This is a genomic window from Parafrigoribacterium humi (genome assembly GCF_040227205.1).
Taxonomy (GTDB): domain Bacteria; phylum Actinomycetota; class Actinomycetes; order Actinomycetales; family Microbacteriaceae; genus Parafrigoribacterium_A; species Parafrigoribacterium_A humi.
In genome coordinates, this window is the sequence record NZ_JBELOA010000003.1 from 1 (window position 1) to 19,956 (window position 19,956).

Here is a 19,956-nt window from a genome sequence, read left to right on the forward strand (position 1 = left end):
GATCCACGACTAAGGGTCGCGGACCATAACAACCCCGATCCAGCCCCGCAATCCCGGGCCCAGATCAAGAACCCATCCACACCTTCTTGCCTATAAGCCGCTGCGTCAGTCGGCTGCGGCGACGCGCGGGATCTCGAGCCACAGGTCCACCCTGTCGCCCTCGTCCTCGTCGTCCTGCGCGTGGTTGCCGAGTGCGCTCGCGTGGCCCTCGTCGGGCGAGCTCAGTCCGACGACCGTCACCGCGGTGTCCGAACCCTCCGGTACGGTGCGTGCGATGAGTCGGCCCGTATCCGTGTCGCGGATGGCTGCGGCCAGGCGGTTGTGCACCCGCTCGAGTTCGTCATCCGGCAGGTCGTCGATACCGCCCTCGTCGAGCAGCATGACGACCGTGCCCTTGCGTCTGGCGATCATGATCTGTTCGCGCACGCGGTCATTGAGCAGCTTGCGGCCGCGAATCTCGTCCCGGATAGCACCCTCGAGATAGATGCACTCCCTGCGCTGGCCCTCGGTGAGCTCTCCCCCGCTCGCCACGATCTGTCGGAGCATCGGCAGGGCCATCCTGCTCGTCTGGCCGAGCCTGAACTGGCGCTCCGAGACGTGCGCCTCCTGCGCTGCCCTCCACTCGACCGCCTCACGCTCGGCGAGCGCGTACTGGCGAGCGTCGCGTCCCGCCTTGGCAAGCGAACGCGACAGCACGTGCGAAATGGCCACCCACACGACGCTCCCGATGATGCCCAGCCCCGCGAGAGCACCGAAGCCCGCCCAGGCCACGGTCTGCACGCTGAGTGCGGCAACACCCAGCCAGGCGAAGACGTGCCGACGCCTGGTCGAGGTGATGACCATGAGGGTGCCGATCGCGGCGACGTACCACGCCGCGTAGTTGAGCCGGGTCGGGTCGGGCAGCTGGCTCGAGACCACGAGCGGCACGGACACCGCGACCGCGAGATTGAACGACGCGAGCCAGCTGGGCATCCGCTGCCGCTTAGACGGCCACAGGCTCAGCGTCGTGGCGACGGCGTAGAGCACCATCGCCGCGACATACGGCACGGGGTTCCTCGGAACGCCGATCGACACCGTGGCGAGCACGAGGTGGTACGCGGAGAACACCGCCGCGAGGCCGACGATGAGGTAGCGCGGTATCGAGATGATCACGGCTGCACCTCCTCGGTTCCGACTGCGGTATCCCGCGCAGGGGTGGTGCTGACGGGGTCCGGCCAGTGGATGCTGATCACGGTGCCGCGCCCCTCCGCAGAGTCGATGTCGACGACACCGCCGGCGTTCGCGACGCGCTCGAGGATGGAGACTCTGAGCCCCAGCCGTTCCGTCGGCACGGTCGCGGTATCGAATCCCGCGCCGGTGTCGCCGATATCCACCTGGATGCCACCGTGCGGCTTTCCTCTGATGCTGAGCCAGCGCGAGACCTTAGGCCCATCGCCTGCGTGCTGCAGGCTGTTCACCATCGCCTGCACGGAGGCGGAATAGAGCGCCTCTGCGACGTGCACGGGGATGGTCCCGCTGCCGATCTCGTTCGTGCGAAGCTCGAACGGGGCGGACAGCGTTGCCGTCGCGCCCATGATCCTGTGGGCGAGCTGGCTGTTTGAGACTGTTGCGTCGTCATCCGGGCTGGCCGCCGCGGCAGCCTTCAGGTGTCCCATGGCGTTTCGCGCCATTGTCGTGGCCAGTTCCTTGGCCTCCGGGGTATCGGCAGACGCCGCGGAGAGCAGCGTGGTGAGCACGCTGTCATGCACGATCGAGTCGACCTGCACGCGCTCCACCTCGGTCGCGTGCTGGCGCACCGCGTGGGCGTACCGGTCGAGCGCTGTCGCCTGGGCGGCATCCACGGATGCGGCGGCCTGGCGAAGCAGGGTGAGAATGATCAGGATGGCGCCGCCGAGAATGATCGCGTAGATCGTGTCGAGTGCCGCGGGCCCCCAGCCTCGCGCCCCGACGCCCTCCGTGGTCCTCGTCAGCCCGTAGGCGACCGGCGCCGCGATGAGATACACGGTCGCAGGCAACGGCTTGAACGACAGCGCGGCCGCACCGGTTGCGACGGTACACAGGTACCACAGCCATGGGCGATCGGCGGAGGTGACCATGTCGGGAGAGACCGTGAGCGGCCAGGTGGCCATCGCCACAAGCCAGGACAAGCTGATGAATGCCCCGGCCAGGCGCACGAAGCGCTTCGTGAACGCGGCGACGAGCATGAGAAGGATGCTGCCGTAGATCGCCACGGTGATGACGAGGCCCCAGCCGGGCCGTTCGCCCGCGTACTGGTCGAGGGTGATCGGAAATGTCTGCGCCCCGAACACGAGGCTGAAGATCGCGACGGATCTGGCGGCGACGGTCTCGATCTGCCGCCGACTGATCGGGCTGCGAGGCTGCTTCGTCGCAGACGCGACGATCGCCGGGCCCCTAGCGGGCATCTCCACCGTCCGGATCGAGACCCGGAAGAATTCCGTCCTCCACCGCGCGACGCAGCAGGTCGACCTTGGTCGGTGCGGGGCGCCCCACCTCGACATACTTCACCCGGATGCGATCCAGGTACTCGCGCGCCGTCGAGTACCCGATGCCGAGCTGCTCTGCCGCGAGTTTGAGTGGAAGGCCGGAGGCATAGAGGTGCAGGATCTCTCGCTCGCGCCGCCCCAGCTGCGCCTTGGAGAAGTCGCGGTCGGCATCGATCGCCGTGGCCCACTCGAGGTTGTTCAGCACGTCACCCCTGGCGACGGTCGCAACGGCCGCCATCACGGTCTTCGTCGCGGACGCCTTGGGGATGACCCCCGCTGCCCCCGCGGCGAGCGCCTCGCGCACGGAGGCCACACGATCGGCGATGCTGTGGATGAGCACGGCAGAGCCAGCCGCCTGCACGCGCTTGACGTTCTCCGTGACGGTGGAGCCGTCGCCGAGGGAGAGGTCGAGAACGACCACATCACACTCCCGGCCCGCAAGTCCCTCGATGAGTTCGGTGACGGATGCCGCGGCGAGTACGAAGTTGAATCCCGCCTCGACACAGGCGGCCTTCAATCCCAGTCGAACGGACTCATGGTCATCGACAACCGCCACGCGCACGGCGGCCGCAGCGGCGACCCCATCTCCTGAAGCGTTGCTCTCGACCATGGACGTTCCTGTCTCCCCCTGTACGCGCGGCTGGTGGCCACGGCACCCATCGTATCGGCGGTGACGCCCGTAGCCGATATGGTCTTGAGATGAATTCCCGATTCGTCGTGGCCATCGGTGCCGTTGCAGGGTTACTCATGCTCCTCAGCGGATGCGCCTCCAACCCCACCTCCGGCCAGGAACAGACCACATGCTGGTGACCACGAACCGGTAGCTGGACGGCACTAACGGCGCAGCGTCGCCACGGCCTCGACGTGGTGCGTGTTCGGGAACAGGTCGAAGGCCCGCAGTCTCACGAGCTCGTAGCCGCGCGCCGCGAACAGCGCGACATCCCGGGCGAGCGCGATCGGATCGCACGCCACGTACACGAGCTGCGCCGGGGCGAGCTCGACGAGCTCGTCGACGACCGCCTTGCCCGCGCCGGAGCGCGGTGGATCGAGCACGACGGTCGCCTGCCGAAGTCGAGCTCGCTCGGCCGCGCCCGCGGATGACCGCAGCTGCGTGAGGAAGCGATCGACGCGCGCCGTCACAGACACGGCCCCCACCCACTCGACGAGGTTCTCCGCGGCGTGATCGGTCGCCCGAGAGTCGCTTTCGACCGTCGTGACCTTGAGCGTGCTCCCAAAACGGTCACCGAGCGCCGCCGCGAGCAGGCCGACGCCGCCGTACAGGTCGAGGTTTGCGGCGCGCGGGTCGACGAGCGACTCGTCCACGGCCTCCTGCACGGCCCTGGTGAGCGTCTCGGCCGCCGAGCGGTGCACCTGCCAGAAGCCGCGGACATCCAGCTGGAACTCGCGATCGCCCACCCGCTCCATGATCGTCTGGGGCTTCGGCGGCTTCGGCCTCCTGGCCTTTCCGCCCGTCTTCGCCGCGGGCCTCACACCCGCCTCCGTCAGCACCCAGGGGTTTCCGGCCGACGGGGCGACCAGGTCGACGATGCTCTCGCCGGGAAAGCTCTCCGCCAGCGGTGCGATGGCCGAGACCTCCGGTGTCGCGAGCGGCAGGTCCTGCACCGGGATGACGCGGTGCGACCGCGCGGAATACGGGCCGATCGTTCCGTCGTCTGCCACGTGCAGGCGAACCCGGGTGCGCCATCCGGTGCCGTCCTCTGCGCCGGGAATCGCCTCGACCGCGACCCCTGTCTCGATCCCGGCCATCCGCTGTAACGCCTCGCAGAGCACCTGCCGTTTGAGCTCGCGCTGGTGAGCTGGCGCTATGTGCCCGAACTCTGCGCCGCCCGCGCGATCCTCCGGAGCGCGGTCCACGGATGCCGCGGCCCAGATATGAGGCCGGCGGAACTCAGACGCGCGCAGCACAGACACCGTGTCGGCGCGCCAGAACGACGGCTTGGAGTCGTCGCTGATCCGCGCGAGCACCGTCTCGCCGGGGATCGCGTCGCTCACGAAGACCACCCGGCCGTCGTAGCGCGCTACCGAGATGCCACCGTGGGCTACCTTGGTAACCTCCAGCTCGACCTCTCTGCCATGATTTTCACCCATCCCCCAAGACTCCCACAGGAGCAGACTCGGAACAGGAGCGACGGTGCGACTGTATCTCGCCTCCACATCACCCGCCCGGCTCGCGACACTGCGCGCGGCAGGCATCGAACCGACCGTGATTCCCTCAGAGGTCGACGAGGATGCCGCAGTCGCGGCCGCCGGGCCGCTGACGGTCGCCGAGACCGTGCAGCTTCTCGCCCGTCTCAAGTCCGAGGCTGTTGCGGGCAGCCGGCGGGGCGCGCAGCCGCTCGACGGCTTCGTTCTCGGCGCGGATTCCATGTTCGAACTCGACGACGTCGCCTATGGCAAACCACACACGCCGGAGGTGGCGCGGGAGCGCTGGCTGCTGCAGCGTGGACACACCGGCCTGCTGCACAGCGGTCACTGGCTCATCGACTATCGTGGCGGCGTTCTCGGCGGGGCCGCTGGCGCGGTATCGACCACGGCGGTCACCTTCGCGGGCAATATCTCCGATGCGGAGATCGACGCCTACGTCGCCACAGGCGAGCCGCTCACGGTGGCCGGTGCCTTTACCATCGACAGTCTCGGCGCCCCATTCATCTCCTCGATCGACGGTGACGCGCACGCCGTGGTCGGGCTGTCTCTCGCGGTGCTGCGGCAGCTGCTGGTCGGCTTCGACGTGAGCTGGCCGACCCTGTGGAATCGCGAGCGCTTGTAGAGGCTGTCAGAGACGCATCCATCTTTTTTGGAGGTCTATGCCAAAGAACGCGGCCGTCGGGCCAATAAGCTAAAGAACTATGCCCCGCATCACGAAGGTCCTTGTAGCCAACCGCGGCGAAATCGCCGTACGCGTCATCCGGGCGGCGAAGGACAGCGGGCTGGCCTCGGTCGCGATCTACGCGGACCAGGACCGGGATGCCCGACACGTCAAGCTCGCCGATGAGGCCTACGCGCTCGAGGGAACCACGAGCGCTGAGACCTATCTCGTGATCGACAAGATCCTCTCGATCGCGAAGCGCTCCGGCGCAGACGCGATCCACCCGGGCTACGGCTTTCTCGCCGAGAACGCGGAGTTCGCCCGCGCTGTGATCGATGCCGGCATCATCTGGATCGGCCCGTCGCCCGAGGCGATCGAGCAGCTCGGTGACAAGGTGTCCGCACGCCACATCGCCGAGAAGGTCGGGGCCCCGCTGGCGCCGGGGACGCTGAATCCGGTGGAGGGGGCATCCGAGGTTCTCGACTTCGTCGATGTCTACGGTCTCCCGGTCGCGATCAAGGCTGCGTTCGGCGGCGGCGGACGCGGACTCAAGGTCGCGAGGACCCGCGAGGAGATCCCCGAACTGTTCGACTCGGCGACGCGCGAGGCGATCGCTGCGTTCGGCCGAGGAGAGTGCTTCGTCGAGAAATACCTCGACAAGCCACGCCACGTCGAGACGCAGTGCCTCGCGGATGCCCACGGCAACGTCGTCGTGATCTCCACCCGCGACTGCTCGTTGCAGCGTCGCCACCAGAAACTTGTCGAGGAGGCGCCGGCGCCATTCCTCACGGAGGAGCAGACCGAGGCGCTCTACACCTCGTCGAAGGCGATCCTGCGCGAGGTCGGCTACGTCGGCGCGGGCACCTGCGAGTTCCTCGTCGCGAGCGATGGCACCGTCTCGTTCCTCGAGGTGAACACGCGACTGCAGGTGGAACATCCGGTGTCCGAAGAGGTCACCGGCATCGACCTCGTGCGCGAGCAGTTCCGCATCGCCGAGGGCGGGGTGCTCGACTACGGCGACCCCGTTCCGACCGGACACTCCTTCGAGTTCCGCATCAACGGCGAGGACCCCGGGCGGGGCTTCCTCCCCTCTCCCGGCCCCGTGCACGTGCTGCGCATGCCGGGCGGACCCGGCGTGCGCGTCGACAGCGGCGTGACCACGGGAGACGTCATCAGCGGTGCCTTCGACTCGCTTCTCGCCAAGCTCGTCGTCACGGGCTCATCGCGCGAGGACGCGCTCGAGCGCGCGCGTCGTGCCCTCGACGAGTTCGAGGTCGCCGGGCTCCCCACCGTGCTCCCCTTCCACCGCAAGATCGTGCGCGACCCGGCATTCACGAGCTCACCGTTCAGCACCTACACGAGGTGGATCGAGACGGAATTCGTCAACGACATCGAGCCGTGGAGCGGATCGCTCGAGGCGCAGGCTCCCGCTGCGGCTCGTCACAGCGTCGTCGTCGAGGTCGGAGGCAAGCGTATCGAGGTCTCGCTGCCCGCACGGCTCTCGGCCGGCGGAGGCGCGACTGCCACGGTCGCACCGCCGAAGCGCCGCGAGGGCGGCAGCGCGGCAAGCGCGGCAACGGGCGACTCCGTGAAGGCCCCCATGCAGGCGACCGTCGTGAAGCTTGCGGTCGCCGAGGGTGACACAGTGGTGAAGGGTGACCTGGTCCTGGTGCTCGAGGCCATGAAGATGGAACAGCCGATCACGGCACACAAGGACGGCACGATCGCGAACGTGAATGCTGCGGTCGGGGCGACCGTGTCATCCGGTCACCTTCTGCTCAATATCGTCTAGCCGGGCCGCACGCCCTGCCTCTCGACGATGCGCAAATGTGTCATCGATGCAGCTGCTATAGCGACCGCATCGATAACGACATCCAGCACCGTCCGGCGACAGGTGGTCACCTCACGCCCGCGATGGCAAGGTGTGCCGCCAATCTACGGGGAGAAACCGCCACTGCCCACGGCCACCTGCTCACGCCGTGACCCGCAGCTCGGAGATCATCCTCACGAAGCTTCTCGTCATAGACCGCCTGCTCAGGAGTCCTCCCACGAAGGAACTCCGGTAGCCGGTATTTATCGTGACCGTCAAACTCTCCGATCACGTTGAATGTGGGCCACCAGAAGTCGACGAAGTACTGTCTGCCGCTCGCTCCGCGCAGTGGAGCCTGTAGCAACGGCATCGTTATTCCGGCCCGCAACATGCTGACGCGACTGAGAGACTCGCCCGGGCGATCGGCTGTCCCATCCGCGAACTCGATGATCTCGCGAATTTTCGCCGTGCCCTGACGAATGGGAACACCAGCTAACTCGCCGTAGAGGTCCGCCCTGTCGAGCGATGTGCCGGGTATACCACCGATGGGATGTGCGCTCCGATGCAAAGCGGCATCCGCGAACACCACCGCCTGGCCGAAGGAAGCCGCCCTGGCCAGATCTACCACCGTTCTTCCGAGCGAGGTCACAGTCAGCCCATCGATGCTCGTGAGGTCGTCAGGAACGCCCACCGTGTGGCGGAAGACCACACCGCTGGATCTCCCGCCATCGGCCGTAGGCACGGTGACGTGCACACGCCGTTGCCACGCTCCCACCATCGGCAGGCGCCAGAGAGCTGCGGCCGAATAGTGCGAGAACACCGGTTTGCCCGGGAGGAGTTCCGCCGCGGCCAGGACGATCGTGCGATACTGCTCGTCTCCGCCCATCGCCGCCCACGCCTCAGCCGCCATATAGGCACCACGCAACACGGCAACGAACTCGCCCCTTCGAACGCTCGCGAAGAACGCGGCACGAGCCCCGGGTGTGCTGAACTCGCGAGTGAGGACGAAGCGATCCTGCCATTCCCGCGTTACCTGTGTCGACATCCGCCCAGCTTGCGACTGGGGAGCACTCCAGGACGCGCTACTCCATCATTTGTGGAGAAGTTCCACCTGTGGAGGAGGTGTTGTCCCTCGTGGTGCCGAGAAGGATGCTGCAACTTGTCATCGATGCGGCCGTTATAACACGCGCATCGTTGACACAGTGGCGCATCGTCACCCGGCGCCAGCGGCGGTGGCTAGTGCACTATGTGCAGGGCGCGGGCGGCGTCCGTGATGCTGTCTGACAGCGACGGGTAGACCGTGAATGCGCGAGCCACCTGGTCGACCGTGAGGCGGTGCTCCACCGCGATCGCGATCGGCAGGATGAGCTCGGATGCCCGGGGCGCCACGATCACGCCGCCGATGACGGTGCCGGAGCCGGTGCGGGCGAACAGCTTCACGAAGCCGTCCTTGATGCCCATCATCTTCGCGCGCGGATTGGATGCCAGCGGCAGCTTGTAGATCTCGCCCTGGGCGATGCCGTCTTCGATCTGCTTCTGCGACCAGCCGACCGTGGCGATTTCGGGCTGGGTGAAGATGTTCGAGGTGACGTTGCGCAGCTCCGTGGGATTGACCGCATCCCCCATCGCGTGGAACACGGCCGTGCGTCCCTGCATCGACGCGACGGATGCCAGCGGCAGGAAGTCGGAGCAGTCGCCCGCCGCGTAGATCATCGGCATCGAGGTGCGCGCCACCCGGTTCACCCGGATGTGCCCTGATTCCGTCAGCTGCACGCCTGCCTCTTCGAGACCGATCCCCGCCGTGTTGGGAATCGAACCGACGGCCATGAGGCAGTGGCTACCCTCGACCGTGCGTCCGTCGGAGAGGGTGGCGACCACGCCGTCGTCTGTGCGCGTCACGGACTCGGCCCGCGACTTGGAGAGCACGGTCATGCCGTTGCGACGGAACACGTCCTCGATCACGCGTGCGGCATCCGCGTCTTCACCGGGCAGAACCTGGTCGCGGCTCGAGATGAGCGTGACCTTTGCGCCGAGCGCCGTGTACGCCGAGGCGAACTCGGCACCGGTGACACCGGATCCCACGACGATGAGGTGCTCGGGAATCGTCTCGAGCGCGTAGAGCTGGGTCCAGGTGAGGATGCGTTCGCCGTCTGGCTTGGCCGAGCTCAGGATGCGCGGGCTCGCTCCGACCGAGATAACGATGGTGTCGGCGTCGATCTCGTCGAAATCCGTCGCGCTCTTGCCCGTGCCCGTCGACACGATGACCCTCGTCGGACCGTCGAGCCTGCCCGTACCCTGCACGACCTTCACGCCCGACTTGATGAGCTGCGACTTCATGTCTTCTGACTGCTGGCGCGCGAGTCTGAGCAGTCGCTGGTTGACCGCGGCGAGGTTGACCGTGACCTCCGGCCGCACCGGCCTGCCGTTGTCTCCTCGAGTGAAGAACTGCACTCCGAGGTCGGTGGCCTCACCGATCGCGTTGGCCGCCTCCGCGGTCGCGATGAGCGTCTTCGACGGCACGACATCCGTGAGCACGGCCGAACCGCCCACACCGACGCGCTCGACGAGCGTCACCTCCGCCCCGAGTTGGGCACCCGCGAGCGCCGCCTCGTAACCCCCTGGGCCGCCGCCGAGAACGGTGATGCGCTGTTTTCGCTCGAACTCATAAGCCATGCGTATATTCTCGCAGCCCGCGGCCGCATCCACCGACCCGCGCCGCCCGTGCGTCCACTCCCCGCGGCCGCGGACCGACAACGCAGGAGATCTGCACGGTCGGCGCGTTTTCACACCAGAAGGGCGCGACTGCGCAAGAATCTCCTGCGTTTTCGGAAGCGCGAGGGGGACGGGTTGTCGACGAATAGAGTGGTCTGATGTCCACGATTAACACTGCATCGCCGCAGCCGAATCCACTCGATGACCCCGCGGCCGATCCCTTCGCCGTCGCAGCAGAAGCCGCGGCCCAGATCGCTGAGAAGACCGGGGTTCCCCGGCACGACATCGCCCTCACCCTGGGCAGCGGATGGGCGAAAGCTGCCGACCTGATCGGCGAGACGACGGCGACTGTCCCGGCAACCGAGATCACCGGATTCAGCAAGCCGGCGCTCGCCGGCCACGTCGGCTCAATCCGCTCGATCCTGCTGCCGAGCGGTAAACGGGCGCTCGTCATCGGAGCGCGCACGCATTACTACGAGAACCACGGGGTGCGACGGGTCGTCCACTCCGTGCGCACGGCGGCCGCCACGGGCGCAGCGACCATGATCCTCACGAACGGGGCCGGGGGCATCCGCGAGAGCTGGAAGCCCGGAACACCCGTTCTCATCAGCGACCACATCAACCTCACCGGCGATTCGCCGCTCGAGGGCGCAACCTTCGTCGACCTCACCGACCTCTACAGCGCGCGGCTGCGGGCGATCGCCAAGCGAATCGACCCGAACCTCGACGAGGGCGTGTACGTGCAGAACCGCGGCCCGCACTACGAGACCCCAGCCGAGGTGCAGATGGCGAAGGCCGTCGGCGGCCACATCGTCGGGATGTCCACCGCGCTCGAGGCGATCGCCGCGCGACAGGCGGGCATGGAGATCCTGGGGCTCTCACTCATCACGAACCTGGCCGCAGGAATCCAGAAGACGCCGCTCAGCCACGCCGAGGTCATCGACGCGGGCAAGGCGGCGGAGCCCGTGATCAGCGCACTGCTCGCGCGGATCGTGGGCGAGCTGTGAGCGGCGGAGGTCTCGATACGGGTGCTGAGCGCCCTGCTCGACCAACGGTGATCGAGCAGGCGGAGGCCTGGCGCGCGCAGGACCCGGATGCCGAGACCCGCGCAGAACTGGACGCCCTGATCGAAGACGCGCGGGCCGGTGACGCCGCTGCGGTCGCTGAGCTGCACGCGCGCTTCGACCACAGGCTGGAGTTCGGCACGGCGGGACTTCGCGGTCGCATCGAGGCGGGACCGGGGCGCATGAACCGGGTGCTCGTCTCGCAGGCAGCAGTCGGGCTCGCCGCCTACCTGCTCGCGAAGGCCGGCGACGCGCAGCCGTCGGTCGTGATCGGGTACGACGGGCGCAAGAACTCGCGCGTATTCGCCGAAGACACCGCGGAGCTCATGGCCGGAGCTGGCGTGCGGGCGATCCTGCTGCCGCGGCTACTTCCGACCCCTGTGCTCGCCTTCGCCGTGCGCCACCTCGACACGAGCGCGGGCGTGATGGTCACCGCGAGCCACAATCCGCCGCAGGACAACGGCTACAAGGTGTACCTCGGCGACGAGGACGACGGCTCGCAGATCGTGCCGCCGGCCGACGCCGAGATCGCCGCGCACATCCTGCGGGTCGCCTCGGGGCAGGGCGTGCTGGAGCTTCACCGAGGAGCGTACGAGATCGCGGATGAGGAGGTCGTCGACGAGTACGTGCGCCTGACCGCAGAAATCGCCACCTCCGCATCCGCCAAGCTGCGCTTCGTCTACACGGCCATGCACGGGGTGGGCTGGGAGACGGCGCAGCGCGTCTTCGCTGCGGCCGGTTTCGGCGAGCCGATCGTGGTGACCGAGCAGATCGAGCCGGATGCCGCCTTCCCCACCGTCGCTTTCCCCAACCCGGAGGAGCCTGGCGCGATGGATCTCGCCTTCGAGACCGCCGCAGCGCACGGGGCGGACTTCGTCATCGCCAACGACCCGGATGCCGACCGGCTCGCCGTCGCCGTGCCAGATGGGCCCGCGGATGTCGCGGCCAACTGGCGACGTCTCAGCGGCAACGAGGTGGGCTACCTGCTCGGCTGGCGCGCCGCATCCCGGCTCGCGCGACTCGGGCGGGACGGCACCCTCGCCGCGTCCATCGTGAGCTCGCCCGCGCTTCGTCAGATCGCGGAGCACTACCGGCTGGACTACGTCGACACCCTCACCGGATTCAAGTGGGTCTCGCGCGCTCCGGGGCTCGCGTTCGGGTTCGAGGAGGCGCTCGGCTACCTCGTCGACCCGGAGAAGATCCGCGACAAGGACGGCATCTCGGCCGCGGTCGAGTTCCTCAGTCTGATGACCGAGCTCAAGGCGGAGGGCAGGACCCTGGCCGACCACGAGAACGAGTTCGCCGAGAAGTTCGGGGCGTACGCCTCGTCACAGATCTCGATCCGGGTCGGTGAGCTGAACGAGATCTCGGCCAGGATGAACGGCCTGCGGCAGAACCTGCCCCCGTCGATCGGCGCAGTGCGGGTCGACCACATCGACGACTTCGCGGACGGCTTCGAGCAGTTCCCGCCCGGCGACATCCTGCGCATCTGGCTCGTGGACGGATCGCGGGTGATCCTGCGGCCGAGCGGCACGGAACCGAAGCTCAAGATCTACATCGACGCCTTGAGCGCGACCGGTACCGCTCAGGAGCGTCGCGCGGCGGCCGACCAGACCGTTGCCGCTCTCGATGCGGCGATGCGCCAGTTGTTGGCCTGAGTTTCCGACGGAGCTGGGCCCACACCGCCGGTTCCGACCGATGCGCCAGCATCGGGCGGCCGTGCCGGTGGGAGCGACGGCGGTTCAGCCTTCGGCTCGGTTACCGACGGCCCACGCGATCAGCCCAGCGCGACCTCGAGCTTGCGCGTGAGTTCCGCGGTGTCGAAGAGGTTCTCGATCACGATGACGTCGGCGTAGGTCTTGCCGATCGCCTCGACGAACTCGGCCGAGGTGAGGATGACCTGAGCGTCCTCCGCGACCGCCGTCACCGTGCGAAGGTCGGCGGCCGTGACCTCCGCGTCGATCCCGAGGTGCCCGAGCACACGCTCCGTATTGACCTTGAGGATGCCCGAGCTGCCGATCCCTGCACCGCAGATGGTGACGATCTTCACTCGCGCCTTCCCATGATCCGCTGCACCTCTGCAGCCGTGGTTGCCTGCTCGAGCGCCACGATGGCCCCGGAGTCGTTGAAGATGTTCGCGAGCTCCGCGACCGACGCGAGGTGCGCATCCGGTCGGCTGACGGCGAGGCCCAGCACCACGCTCACCGGGTCGTTGTGCGGATGGCCGAACGCCACGGGTGTGGCCAGCGTCACGACCGCGAGTCCGTCCCCCAGCACCTCGGGGCCCGGACGCGCGTGCGCGAGGGCCAGCCCGGGCGCGATGACGACGTACGGACCGTGCTCCTCGATCATGCGGATCATCTCGTCGGCGTATCCGGGCGTCGCCGCACCAGACTCCGCGAGCGCAGCACCCGTCAGGCGCACCGCTGCACGCCAATCGGCGGCCTCTGCGCCGAGGATGATGGCGGACTCCGGAAGCTGCGGAAGCGGCATCCTCAGGCCCGCTCGAAGCCGGCGCTGATCTGGTCCGCGAGGTCTTCGCGTTCCTCCAGTGGCAGGAAGCTCGCGCTCGCGGCGTTGAGCTGGAACACCTCGAGGTCGCCCAGGTCATACCCGAAGGTCTCGCTCAGCAGGGAGAGCTCCTTGCTCAGCGAGGTGTTGCTCATGAGCCGGTTGTCGGTGTTGACCGTGACGCGGAAGCCGAGTTGGTACAGCAGGTCGAAGGGGTGGTCGATGAGGTTCTCGCCCCACTGCTCGATCGCACCGGTCTGCAGGTTCGACTGCGGCGACAGCTCGAGGGCGATCTCGCGATCCTTCACCCACTGGGCGACCGGCCCGAGGGTGACGTAGCTGTTCTCCGCATCCTCTCGCTCGACGGTGATGCCCTCCGCGATGCGCACGCCGTGACCGAGGCGCAGGGCACGGCCATCGAACAGGGCGCCGCGGATGCTGTCCAGCCCGTCTGCCTCGCCCGCGTGCACGGTTGCGGGCAGGAAGTGCTGTGCGAGGTAGTCGAAGGCATCGCGCAGGTTGCTCGGCGGGAACCCGGCCTCGGCTCCGGCGATGTCGAAGCCGACGACGCCGTGGTTTCTGTGGCGCACGGCGAGTTCCGCGATCTCGAGACCGCGGGTGTTGTGACGCATGGCGCTGACGAGCTGGCCGACCCGGATGCGGCGCCCGCTGATGCGCACGTCCTCGACCCCGGCATCCAGTCCCTCCTGCACCGCCTCCACCGTCTCGTCGAGGGTGAGCCCGCGCGCGAGGTGCTGCTCGGGCGCCCAGCGGATCTCACCGTAGATCACGCCGTCGTCGGCCAGATCCTGCACGAACTCGCGGGCGACTCTCGCCAGGCCCTCCTGGGTCTGCATGACGCCGGTGGTGATGTCGAAAGTCTTGAGGTACTCCACGAGCGAGCCGGAGTCGCTCTTCTCGGCGAACCACTCGCCGAGCGCTGCGGCATCCGTCTCGGGCAGTTCGAGGTCGTGGCTCTCGGCCAGGTCGATGATCGTCTGGGGCCGCAGACCACCGTCGAGGTGGTCGTGGAGCGACACCTTCGGCAGCGCGGTGATGCTCGCGCCGCCTCCGGGCAGCAGGTAGTCCGTCGGCACAGTGTTCATGGCTCAAATCTACCGGGTGGCGACCTCGACTAACCTTGGGATTCAGCAATCTGGAGGGTGTAGAGCGGATGTCGTCAAAGATAATTCTGGACTGCGATCCGGGCCACGATGACGCGATCGCCCTGCTGCTCGCGCACGGCAACCCCGAGATCGAACTCGTTGCCGTCACGACGGTGCACGGCAACCAGACGATCGAGAAGGTCACGAGGAACGCGCTGGCCGTCGCGCGCATCGCGGGCATCACGGGCGTGCCGTTCGCCGCGGGCGCGCACAGGCCGCTCGTGCGCGAGCCCGAGGTGGCCGAATCCATCCACGGTGACTCCGGAATGGACGGCCCCGTGTTGCCCGAGCCGACCACCGCGCTCGATGGGCGTCACGCCGTCGACCTCATCATCGACACGATCATGGCCTCGGAGCCCGGATCCATCACCCTCGTGCCGACCGGGGCCCTCACGAACATCGCGCTGGCCGTGCGCAAGGAGCCGCGCATCGCATCCCGGGTCAAGGAGGTCGTGCTCATGGGCGGCGGCTACCACCAGGGCAACTGGAGTGCCGCGGCCGAATTCAACATCGTGATCGACCCCGAGGCGGCGCACATCGTCTTCAACGAGCCGTGGAAGCTCACCATGGTCGGCCTCGACCTCACCCACCAGGCGCTCGCGACCCCGGATGTCGTGGCCGCGATCGCCGCCGTCGGCACCGGCCCGGCGCGCTTCGTGGTCGAGCTGCTCGAGTTCTTCGGCACCACATACAAGGAGTCGCAGGGCTTCGAGCACCCGCCGGTGCACGACCCCTGCGCCGTCGCGCTCGTGATCGACCCGCGCGTGATGGATGTGGTGCGCGTGCCATTGGACGTCGAACTCACCGGCACCCTCACCCTCGGCATGACGGTGGCGGATTTCCGCAGCCCCGCACCGCCCGGGTGCACCACCTACGCCGCAACGAACCTCGACCACGCCAAGTTCTGGTCGCTCATCGTCGACGCCCTGCAGCGCATCGGCGACCCGCCTCTGTAACCCCCTGCCCGCTTCCCGTGAGAGGGGTCAGCCTATGATGCGGGCGGAGATCAGGGGGGCGCGCTCTGGCGCGGTGTCAGCAATGGACCACGCGCCCTCGAGCGCCTCGAGCGCACGCTCGAAGCGGGCCGGCTCATCCGTGTGCAGGGTGAACAGGGGTTGACCCCTGGTGACCCGATCACCGGGCTTGGCGTAGAGCTCCACGCCCGCGGCGAACTGCACCGGGTCCTGCTTGCGGGCGCGTCCGGCACCGAGGCGCCAGGCCGCGATACCGAAGGGGAGGGCGTCCTGGGTGGCGAGCACGCCATCCCGGTCGGCCTTGACCACGTGAGTCTCGCGAGCCACGGGAAGCGCCGCAGACGGGTCGCCGCCCTGGGCCGAAATCATCCTGCGCCACACGTCCATGGCGCTGCCGTCAGCGAGAGCGGATGCCACGTCCACGTCTGGCTTGCCGGCCAGCGCGAGCATTTCCCGGGCCAGTTCCACCGTCAGCTCCACGACGTCTGCCGGCCCGCCACCGGCGAGCACCTCCACCGATTCGCGCACCTCGAGGGCGTTTCCGATGGTGAGTCCGAGCGGCACGTTCATGTCGGTGAGCAGTGCGCGGGTGGCGACGCCCGCATCCGTGCCGAGCGCGACCATGGTCTCCGCGAGCTTGCGGGACTGCTCGATGTCTTTGAGGAAGGCCCCCGAGCCGAACTTCACGTCGAGCACGAGAGCGGATGTGCCTTCCGCGATCTTCTTGCTCATGATCGAGGAGGCGATGAGCGGGATCGACTCCACCGTGCCGGTGATGTCTCGCAGCGCATACAGCTTGCCGTCGGCAGGCGCGAGGCCGGAGCCCGCGGCACAGATGACCGCGCCCACGTCCTCGAGCTGGGCCAGGAACTCCTCGTTGCTGATCGCCGCGCGCCAGCCCGGGATGCTCTCCAGCTTGTCGAGCGTGCCGCCGGTGTGGCCGAGACCACGGCCCGACAACTGTGGAACGGCGACGCCGAAAGAGGCGACGAGCGGCGCGAGCGGCAGCGTGATCTTGTCACCGACGCCGCCGGTCGAGTGCTTGTCGGTCGTCTTCTTCGAGAGCGAGCCGAAGTTCATGGTCTCGCCGCTCGCGATCATGGCGAGAGTGAGGTCGCGGATCTCCTCGCGCTCCATTCCGTTGAGATAGATCGCCATGGCCATGGCCGCCATCTGCTCGTCGGAGACATAGCCGCGCGTGTAGGCGTCGACGAGCCAGTTGATCTGGCCTGTCGACAGCGCTCCGTGGTCGCGCTTGGTGTGGATCAGGTCGACGACGTCGAACGCTTCAATGGCCATGGTGGTGCTCCTTGCGAGTGGTTCGGGACGACGGTTTCGATACGGCCGCGGGCGGCCTACTCAACCCGCAGATGCGGCGTAGTCTTCGAGCTGCCGCGGCCCGAACGCATCCGGGATCACCTCGTCGATGGTCTTGATCCCCGACACGGTCTGCAGCAGCATCCCCGGTGCGGAGTGTTCGTACAGCAGCTGGCGGCACCGACCGCAGGGCATCAGGATGTTGCCGTGCCCGTCGACGCAGCTGAAGGCCACGAGACGCCCGCCTCCGCTCGCGTGCAGCGTGGACACGAGGCCGCACTCCGCACACAGTGTGAGCCCGTACGACGCGTTCTCGACGTTGCAGCCCGAGATCACCCGCCCGTCATCGACGAGCGCCGCGGCCCCCACGGGGAACTTGGAATACGGAACGTAGGCGTGGCTCGTGGCGTCGTTCGCGACGGCGTGGAGCAGATCCCAATCGATATCTGTCATGACTTGATATACGGCTTTCCCTCCGCTGCGGGCGGCTTGACCGTTCCGACCAGGCCCGCGACCGCGAAGATCGTGACGACGTAGGGCAGCATGAGCATGAACTCGCTCGGCACAGGAGAACCGATCACACCGAGCACGTTCTGCAGGTTGGTGGCGAAACCGAACAGCAGGGCGGCAAGCGTTGCCCGGATGGGATCCCAGCGCCCGAAGATCACGGCGGCGAGCGCGATGAATCCGGCGCCGTTCGTCATCTCCTTGTTGAACGCTCCGACCACGACGAGCGTGTAGTACGCACCACCCATTCCGGCGATGGCACCGGCGAGCGACACGTTCCAGAACCGCGTGCGGTTGACGTTGATGCCCACGGTGTCCGCGGCCTGCGGGTGCTCGCCGGAGGAGCGCAGTCGCAGACCCCACTTGGTGTGGAACAAGCCCCAGTACACGAGCGCGACCGTGATGTACATGATGTAGCTGATGATGGTCTGCTGGAACAGCACCGGCCCGATGATCGGGATCTGGCTGAGCACCGGGATGTCGATCTTGTGGAACTGCGGCGGGTTGTTCAGGGCAGCAGCGTTCGGACTCAGCAGCGTCGAGTAGAGGAAGCTGGTCAGCCCGGCCACGAGCACGTTGAGCACGACACCGACAATGATCTGATCGACGAAGTACTGGATCGAGAACGCCGCGAGCACGAACGACACGAGCACACCGGCGATCATCGCCGCCACCAGGCCGACGAACGGCTGGTTGGTGATGGATGCCACGATCGCGGCCACGAAGGCGCCCGCCAGCAGCTGACCCTCGATCGCGATGTTGACGACGCCGACGTGCTCGGAGATCACGCCACTGAGCGCACCGAAGATGAGGGGAGTCGCGAGCCCCACCGTGCCGATGAGGAGGCCGGGCAGCGGAATGGTTCCGTTGGCCGCGGCCCAGGCGAGGAAGCCGACCATGAACACCAGTGCGTAGACGCTGATGATCCAGATGGACACCTTGCGCTGCTGCTGGACGAGATACACCGACAGCAGCGCGATCAGCACGAGCACGATCGACACGACGATGCCCGTCGCCCGCGTGGGCAGGTGCAGGCTCGGCAACTGGATGAAGTCCGCCGAGGTGGAGAGGCGGAATGTGCTCACCGAGGATGCCGAGCGCCCGACCACCGCGAACAGCACGACGGCGATGATCGCGAAGACTGCGAGCGCGATCGGCGTCTTCCAGCTCTTGACCACCGCCGTCGCGAGGACGACGGTCGTCGCGGCCTTGTTCTGCGAATCCTGCGTCACCGCGCTCACTTGGTCACCACCGTCTTCTTGGCCGCCGCGTTCGACGGTTTTCTCAGCCTGGGCGTCTCACTCGGAGTGGGCAAACGGAACACCGCCCGCACGAGCGGCGGCGCCGCGATGAACAGCACGATGAGGGATTGCAACACAAGCACGATGTCGATGGGGATGCCCTCGACGGCCTGCATAGTGAAACCACCCGCCTTGAACGCCCCGAACAGGATCGCGGCCCAGAAGGTACCCCAGGCGCGGGATCGTCCGAGCAGCGCGACCGTGATGGCGTCGAATCCGATGCCGGCGTCGATGCCAGAGGTGAAGCCCGTGGTGATGACGCCCTGCACCTGGTTGGCCCCGGCCATCCCGATCAGTGCGCCAGAGATGAACAGCGCGATGACGTAGACGTTCTTCACGTTGATGCCGGCAACACGCGCAGCCTTGGGGTTCTCGCCCACCGCGCGGAACCGGAAGCCGAGGCTCGAGCGGTTGAGAATCCACCAGACCAGCACGGTGACGGCGATCGCCAGCAGGAAGCCGATGGTTAGGTTGTACTGCGGCCCGAACAGCTTCGGAAACACCGCGTTCTGGGCCAGCGGCGGCGACTTCGGGTTGTTCGACCCAGGAGCCTGCAGGAGCCCCGGGGTGCGCAGCAGGTAGCTGAGGAAGTAGAACGCGACGTAGTTGAGCATGATCGTCACGATCACCTCGTGCGCGCCGGTTCTCGCTTTCAGGAAGCCGGCCAAGCCACCCCAGATCGCACCGGCGAGGATGCCCGCGGCGAGAGCGACGATGAGGTGGACGACCGGGGGCAGGTCGATGGAGAATCCCACCCAGCCCGCGGCGGCAGCTCCGAACAGCATCTGGCCTCGGCCACCGATGTTGAACATTCCGGCACGGAAGCCGAGCGCAACGCCGAGGCCGGCCATCGCGAGCGGCGTCGCGAAGCTCAGCGTCTCGGTGAGCGGCCGGATGCCGTCGACGAAGTCCGGTCGGTTGAAGTTGTAGATCGAGCCCTGGAAGAGCGAGATGTATGCACCGGAGACGGCGGTCCAGATCGCCTCGATCGTGTCCATCGGGCGGGCGAAGAAGTAGCCGGATGCCGCGTGCACGTTCTCGTCCGTGAGGGCGATCAGCACGGCGCCGACCACCATCGCGAGTACGACGGCCAGCACGGACATGAGCGCACTGCCGGAGGCGATCTCTCGAAGCGCGGCGGTCCAGCGCGAGCCGGACTCGTCATCCTGTTTCATCTGGGGGGTCTGTCCGGGTTCAAGAGTCTCGGTCTGCGCCTCGACCTGCCCGCGGGGCGGGAGCTGCTGCGCTGTGATGTCGTCGGTG

18 protein-coding genes are annotated in these 19,956 nt (G+C 67.5%); 5 read left to right on the forward strand and 13 right to left on the reverse strand.

Annotated features, from left to right (window positions below; all coding sequences use genetic code 11):
- Positions 1-105: 105 nt before the first annotated feature.
- The 4 genes from ABUA28_RS06855 to ABUA28_RS06870 form a co-directional block, all read right to left on the reverse strand.
- Entirely contained in the window at positions 106-1,152 is a 1,047-nt protein-coding gene (locus ABUA28_RS06855; RefSeq protein ID WP_349903301.1) for a hypothetical protein, read from the reverse strand.
- Positions 1,149-2,423 carry a sensor histidine kinase gene (locus ABUA28_RS06860; RefSeq protein ID WP_349903302.1) on the reverse strand — a complete coding sequence of 425 codons (1,275 nt, stop codon included), beginning with the start codon at positions 2,421-2,423 and terminating at the stop codon, positions 1,149-1,151. Before ABUA28_RS06860 ends, ABUA28_RS06855 begins: the two co-directional genes overlap by 4 nt.
- A complete protein-coding gene (locus tag ABUA28_RS06865) occupies positions 2,413-3,114 on the reverse strand; it encodes a response regulator transcription factor (RefSeq protein ID WP_349903303.1) in 702 nt (233 codons plus the stop codon). The genes ABUA28_RS06860 and ABUA28_RS06865 overlap by 11 nt, the downstream gene beginning before the upstream one ends.
- Before the next feature lie 224 nt (positions 3,115-3,338).
- Entirely contained in the window at positions 3,339-4,613 is a 1,275-nt protein-coding gene (locus ABUA28_RS06870; protein ID WP_349903304.1) for a class I SAM-dependent RNA methyltransferase, read from the reverse strand.
- Positions 4,614-4,656: 43 nt separating this feature from the next.
- On the opposite strand from ABUA28_RS06870, the gene ABUA28_RS06875 reads away from it, so the two are divergent.
- The gene (locus ABUA28_RS06875; RefSeq protein ID WP_349903305.1) at positions 4,657-5,292 is read left to right on the forward strand and encodes a Maf family protein; all 636 of its coding nucleotides are present in this window, start codon (positions 4,657-4,659) and stop codon (positions 5,290-5,292) included.
- A gap of 79 nt (positions 5,293-5,371) precedes the next feature.
- A complete protein-coding gene (locus ABUA28_RS06880; protein ID WP_349903306.1) occupies positions 5,372-7,123 on the forward strand; it encodes an acetyl/propionyl/methylcrotonyl-CoA carboxylase subunit alpha in 1,752 nt (583 codons plus the stop codon).
- Positions 7,124-7,229: 106 nt separating this feature from the next.
- Here the strand turns inward: ABUA28_RS06880 and ABUA28_RS06885 are convergent, their stop codons facing one another.
- Together ABUA28_RS06885 and ABUA28_RS06890 are read right to left on the reverse strand one after the other, a co-directional pair.
- On the reverse strand, positions 7,230-8,186 hold the full coding sequence (locus ABUA28_RS06885; protein WP_349903307.1) for a hypothetical protein: 957 nt from the start codon (positions 8,184-8,186) through the stop codon (positions 7,230-7,232).
- Positions 8,187-8,377: 191 nt separating this feature from the next.
- A complete protein-coding gene (locus ABUA28_RS06890; protein WP_349903308.1) occupies positions 8,378-9,814 on the reverse strand; it encodes an NAD(P)H-quinone dehydrogenase in 1,437 nt (478 codons plus the stop codon).
- 197 nt (positions 9,815-10,011) lie between these two features.
- On the opposite strand from ABUA28_RS06890, the gene ABUA28_RS06895 reads away from it, so the two are divergent.
- Together ABUA28_RS06895 and ABUA28_RS06900 are read left to right on the forward strand one after the other, a co-directional pair.
- Complete coding sequence (locus ABUA28_RS06895) at positions 10,012-10,860, forward strand: purine-nucleoside phosphorylase (protein ID WP_349903309.1); 849 nt, start codon at positions 10,012-10,014, stop codon at positions 10,858-10,860.
- Positions 10,857-12,575 (forward strand): phospho-sugar mutase, encoded by a 1,719-nt coding sequence (locus tag ABUA28_RS06900; RefSeq protein ID WP_349903310.1) that lies wholly within the window; start codon positions 10,857-10,859, stop codon positions 12,573-12,575. The genes ABUA28_RS06895 and ABUA28_RS06900 overlap by 4 nt, the downstream gene beginning before the upstream one ends.
- Positions 12,576-12,694: 119 nt before the next feature.
- Here ABUA28_RS06900 and ABUA28_RS06905 read toward each other — a convergent pair whose 3' ends face one another.
- From ABUA28_RS06905 to ABUA28_RS06915, 3 genes are read right to left on the reverse strand one after another with little or no spacing between them, the layout of a single operon-like run.
- On the reverse strand, positions 12,695-12,967 hold the full coding sequence (locus ABUA28_RS06905; protein ID WP_349903311.1) for a PTS sugar transporter subunit IIB: 273 nt from the start codon (positions 12,965-12,967) through the stop codon (positions 12,695-12,697).
- The gene (locus tag ABUA28_RS06910) at positions 12,964-13,410 is read right to left on the reverse strand and encodes a PTS sugar transporter subunit IIA (RefSeq protein ID WP_349903312.1); all 447 of its coding nucleotides are present in this window, start codon (positions 13,408-13,410) and stop codon (positions 12,964-12,966) included. The genes ABUA28_RS06905 and ABUA28_RS06910 overlap by 4 nt, the downstream gene beginning before the upstream one ends.
- Positions 13,411-13,412: 2 nt before the next feature.
- Positions 13,413-14,534, reverse strand: coding sequence for an adenosine deaminase (locus ABUA28_RS06915; RefSeq protein ID WP_349903313.1), 1,122 nt, complete (start codon positions 14,532-14,534; stop codon positions 13,413-13,415).
- A 68-nt stretch (positions 14,535-14,602) separates the two neighbouring features.
- On the opposite strand from ABUA28_RS06915, the gene uriH reads away from it, so the two are divergent.
- A complete protein-coding gene (gene uriH / locus ABUA28_RS06920) occupies positions 14,603-15,550 on the forward strand; it encodes a uridine-preferring nucleoside hydrolase UriH (RefSeq protein WP_349903314.1) in 948 nt (315 codons plus the stop codon).
- A gap of 27 nt (positions 15,551-15,577) precedes the next feature.
- Here the strand turns inward: uriH and ABUA28_RS06925 are convergent, their stop codons facing one another.
- From ABUA28_RS06925 to ABUA28_RS06940, 4 genes are read right to left on the reverse strand one after another with little or no spacing between them, the layout of a single operon-like run.
- Complete coding sequence (locus ABUA28_RS06925) at positions 15,578-16,867, reverse strand: thymidine phosphorylase (protein ID WP_349903315.1); 1,290 nt, start codon at positions 16,865-16,867, stop codon at positions 15,578-15,580.
- Between the two features lie 60 nt (positions 16,868-16,927).
- A complete protein-coding gene (locus tag ABUA28_RS06930; RefSeq protein WP_349903316.1) occupies positions 16,928-17,338 on the reverse strand; it encodes a cytidine deaminase in 411 nt (136 codons plus the stop codon).
- Entirely contained in the window at positions 17,335-18,624 is a 1,290-nt protein-coding gene (locus tag ABUA28_RS06935; protein WP_349903564.1) for an ABC transporter permease, read from the reverse strand. Before ABUA28_RS06935 ends, ABUA28_RS06930 begins: the two co-directional genes overlap by 4 nt.
- A gap of 5 nt (positions 18,625-18,629) precedes the next feature.
- On the reverse strand, positions 18,630-19,868 hold the full coding sequence (locus ABUA28_RS06940) for an ABC transporter permease (RefSeq protein ID WP_349903565.1): 1,239 nt from the start codon (positions 19,866-19,868) through the stop codon (positions 18,630-18,632).
- Between the last annotated feature and the right edge of the window lie 88 nt (positions 19,869-19,956).

Bases quoted from the DNA above. Each gene is read 5' to 3' on its own strand.
- ABUA28_RS06860 (WP_349903302.1), bottom strand. From the start codon at position 2,423: ATGCCCGCTAGGGGCCCGGCGATCGTCGCGTCTGCGACGAAGCAGCCT.
- ABUA28_RS06865 (WP_349903303.1), bottom strand. From the start codon at position 3,114: ATGGTCGAGAGCAACGCTTCAGGAGATGGGGTCGCCGCTGCGGCCGCC.
- ABUA28_RS06870 (WP_349903304.1), bottom strand. From the start codon at position 4,613: ATGGGTGAAAATCATGGCAGAGAGGTCGAGCTGGAGGTTACCAAGGTA.
- ABUA28_RS06880 (WP_349903306.1), top strand. From the start codon at position 5,372: ATGCCCCGCATCACGAAGGTCCTTGTAGCCAACCGCGGCGAAATCGCC.
- ABUA28_RS06885 (WP_349903307.1), bottom strand. From the start codon at position 8,186: ATGTCGACACAGGTAACGCGGGAATGGCAGGATCGCTTCGTCCTCACT.
- ABUA28_RS06890 (WP_349903308.1), bottom strand. From the start codon at position 9,814: ATGGCTTATGAGTTCGAGCGAAAACAGCGCATCACCGTTCTCGGCGGC.
- ABUA28_RS06895 (WP_349903309.1), top strand. From the start codon at position 10,012: ATGTCCACGATTAACACTGCATCGCCGCAGCCGAATCCACTCGATGAC.
- ABUA28_RS06910 (WP_349903312.1), bottom strand. From the start codon at position 13,410: ATGCCGCTTCCGCAGCTTCCGGAGTCCGCCATCATCCTCGGCGCAGAG.
- ABUA28_RS06915 (WP_349903313.1), bottom strand. From the start codon at position 14,534: ATGAACACTGTGCCGACGGACTACCTGCTGCCCGGAGGCGGCGCGAGC.
- uriH (WP_349903314.1), top strand. From the start codon at position 14,603: ATGTCGTCAAAGATAATTCTGGACTGCGATCCGGGCCACGATGACGCG.
- ABUA28_RS06925 (WP_349903315.1), bottom strand. From the start codon at position 16,867: ATGGCCATTGAAGCGTTCGACGTCGTCGACCTGATCCACACCAAGCGC.
- ABUA28_RS06930 (WP_349903316.1), bottom strand. From the start codon at position 17,338: ATGACAGATATCGATTGGGATCTGCTCCACGCCGTCGCGAACGACGCC.
- ABUA28_RS06940 (WP_349903565.1), bottom strand. From the start codon at position 19,868: ATGAAACAGGATGACGAGTCCGGCTCGCGCTGGACCGCCGCGCTTCGA.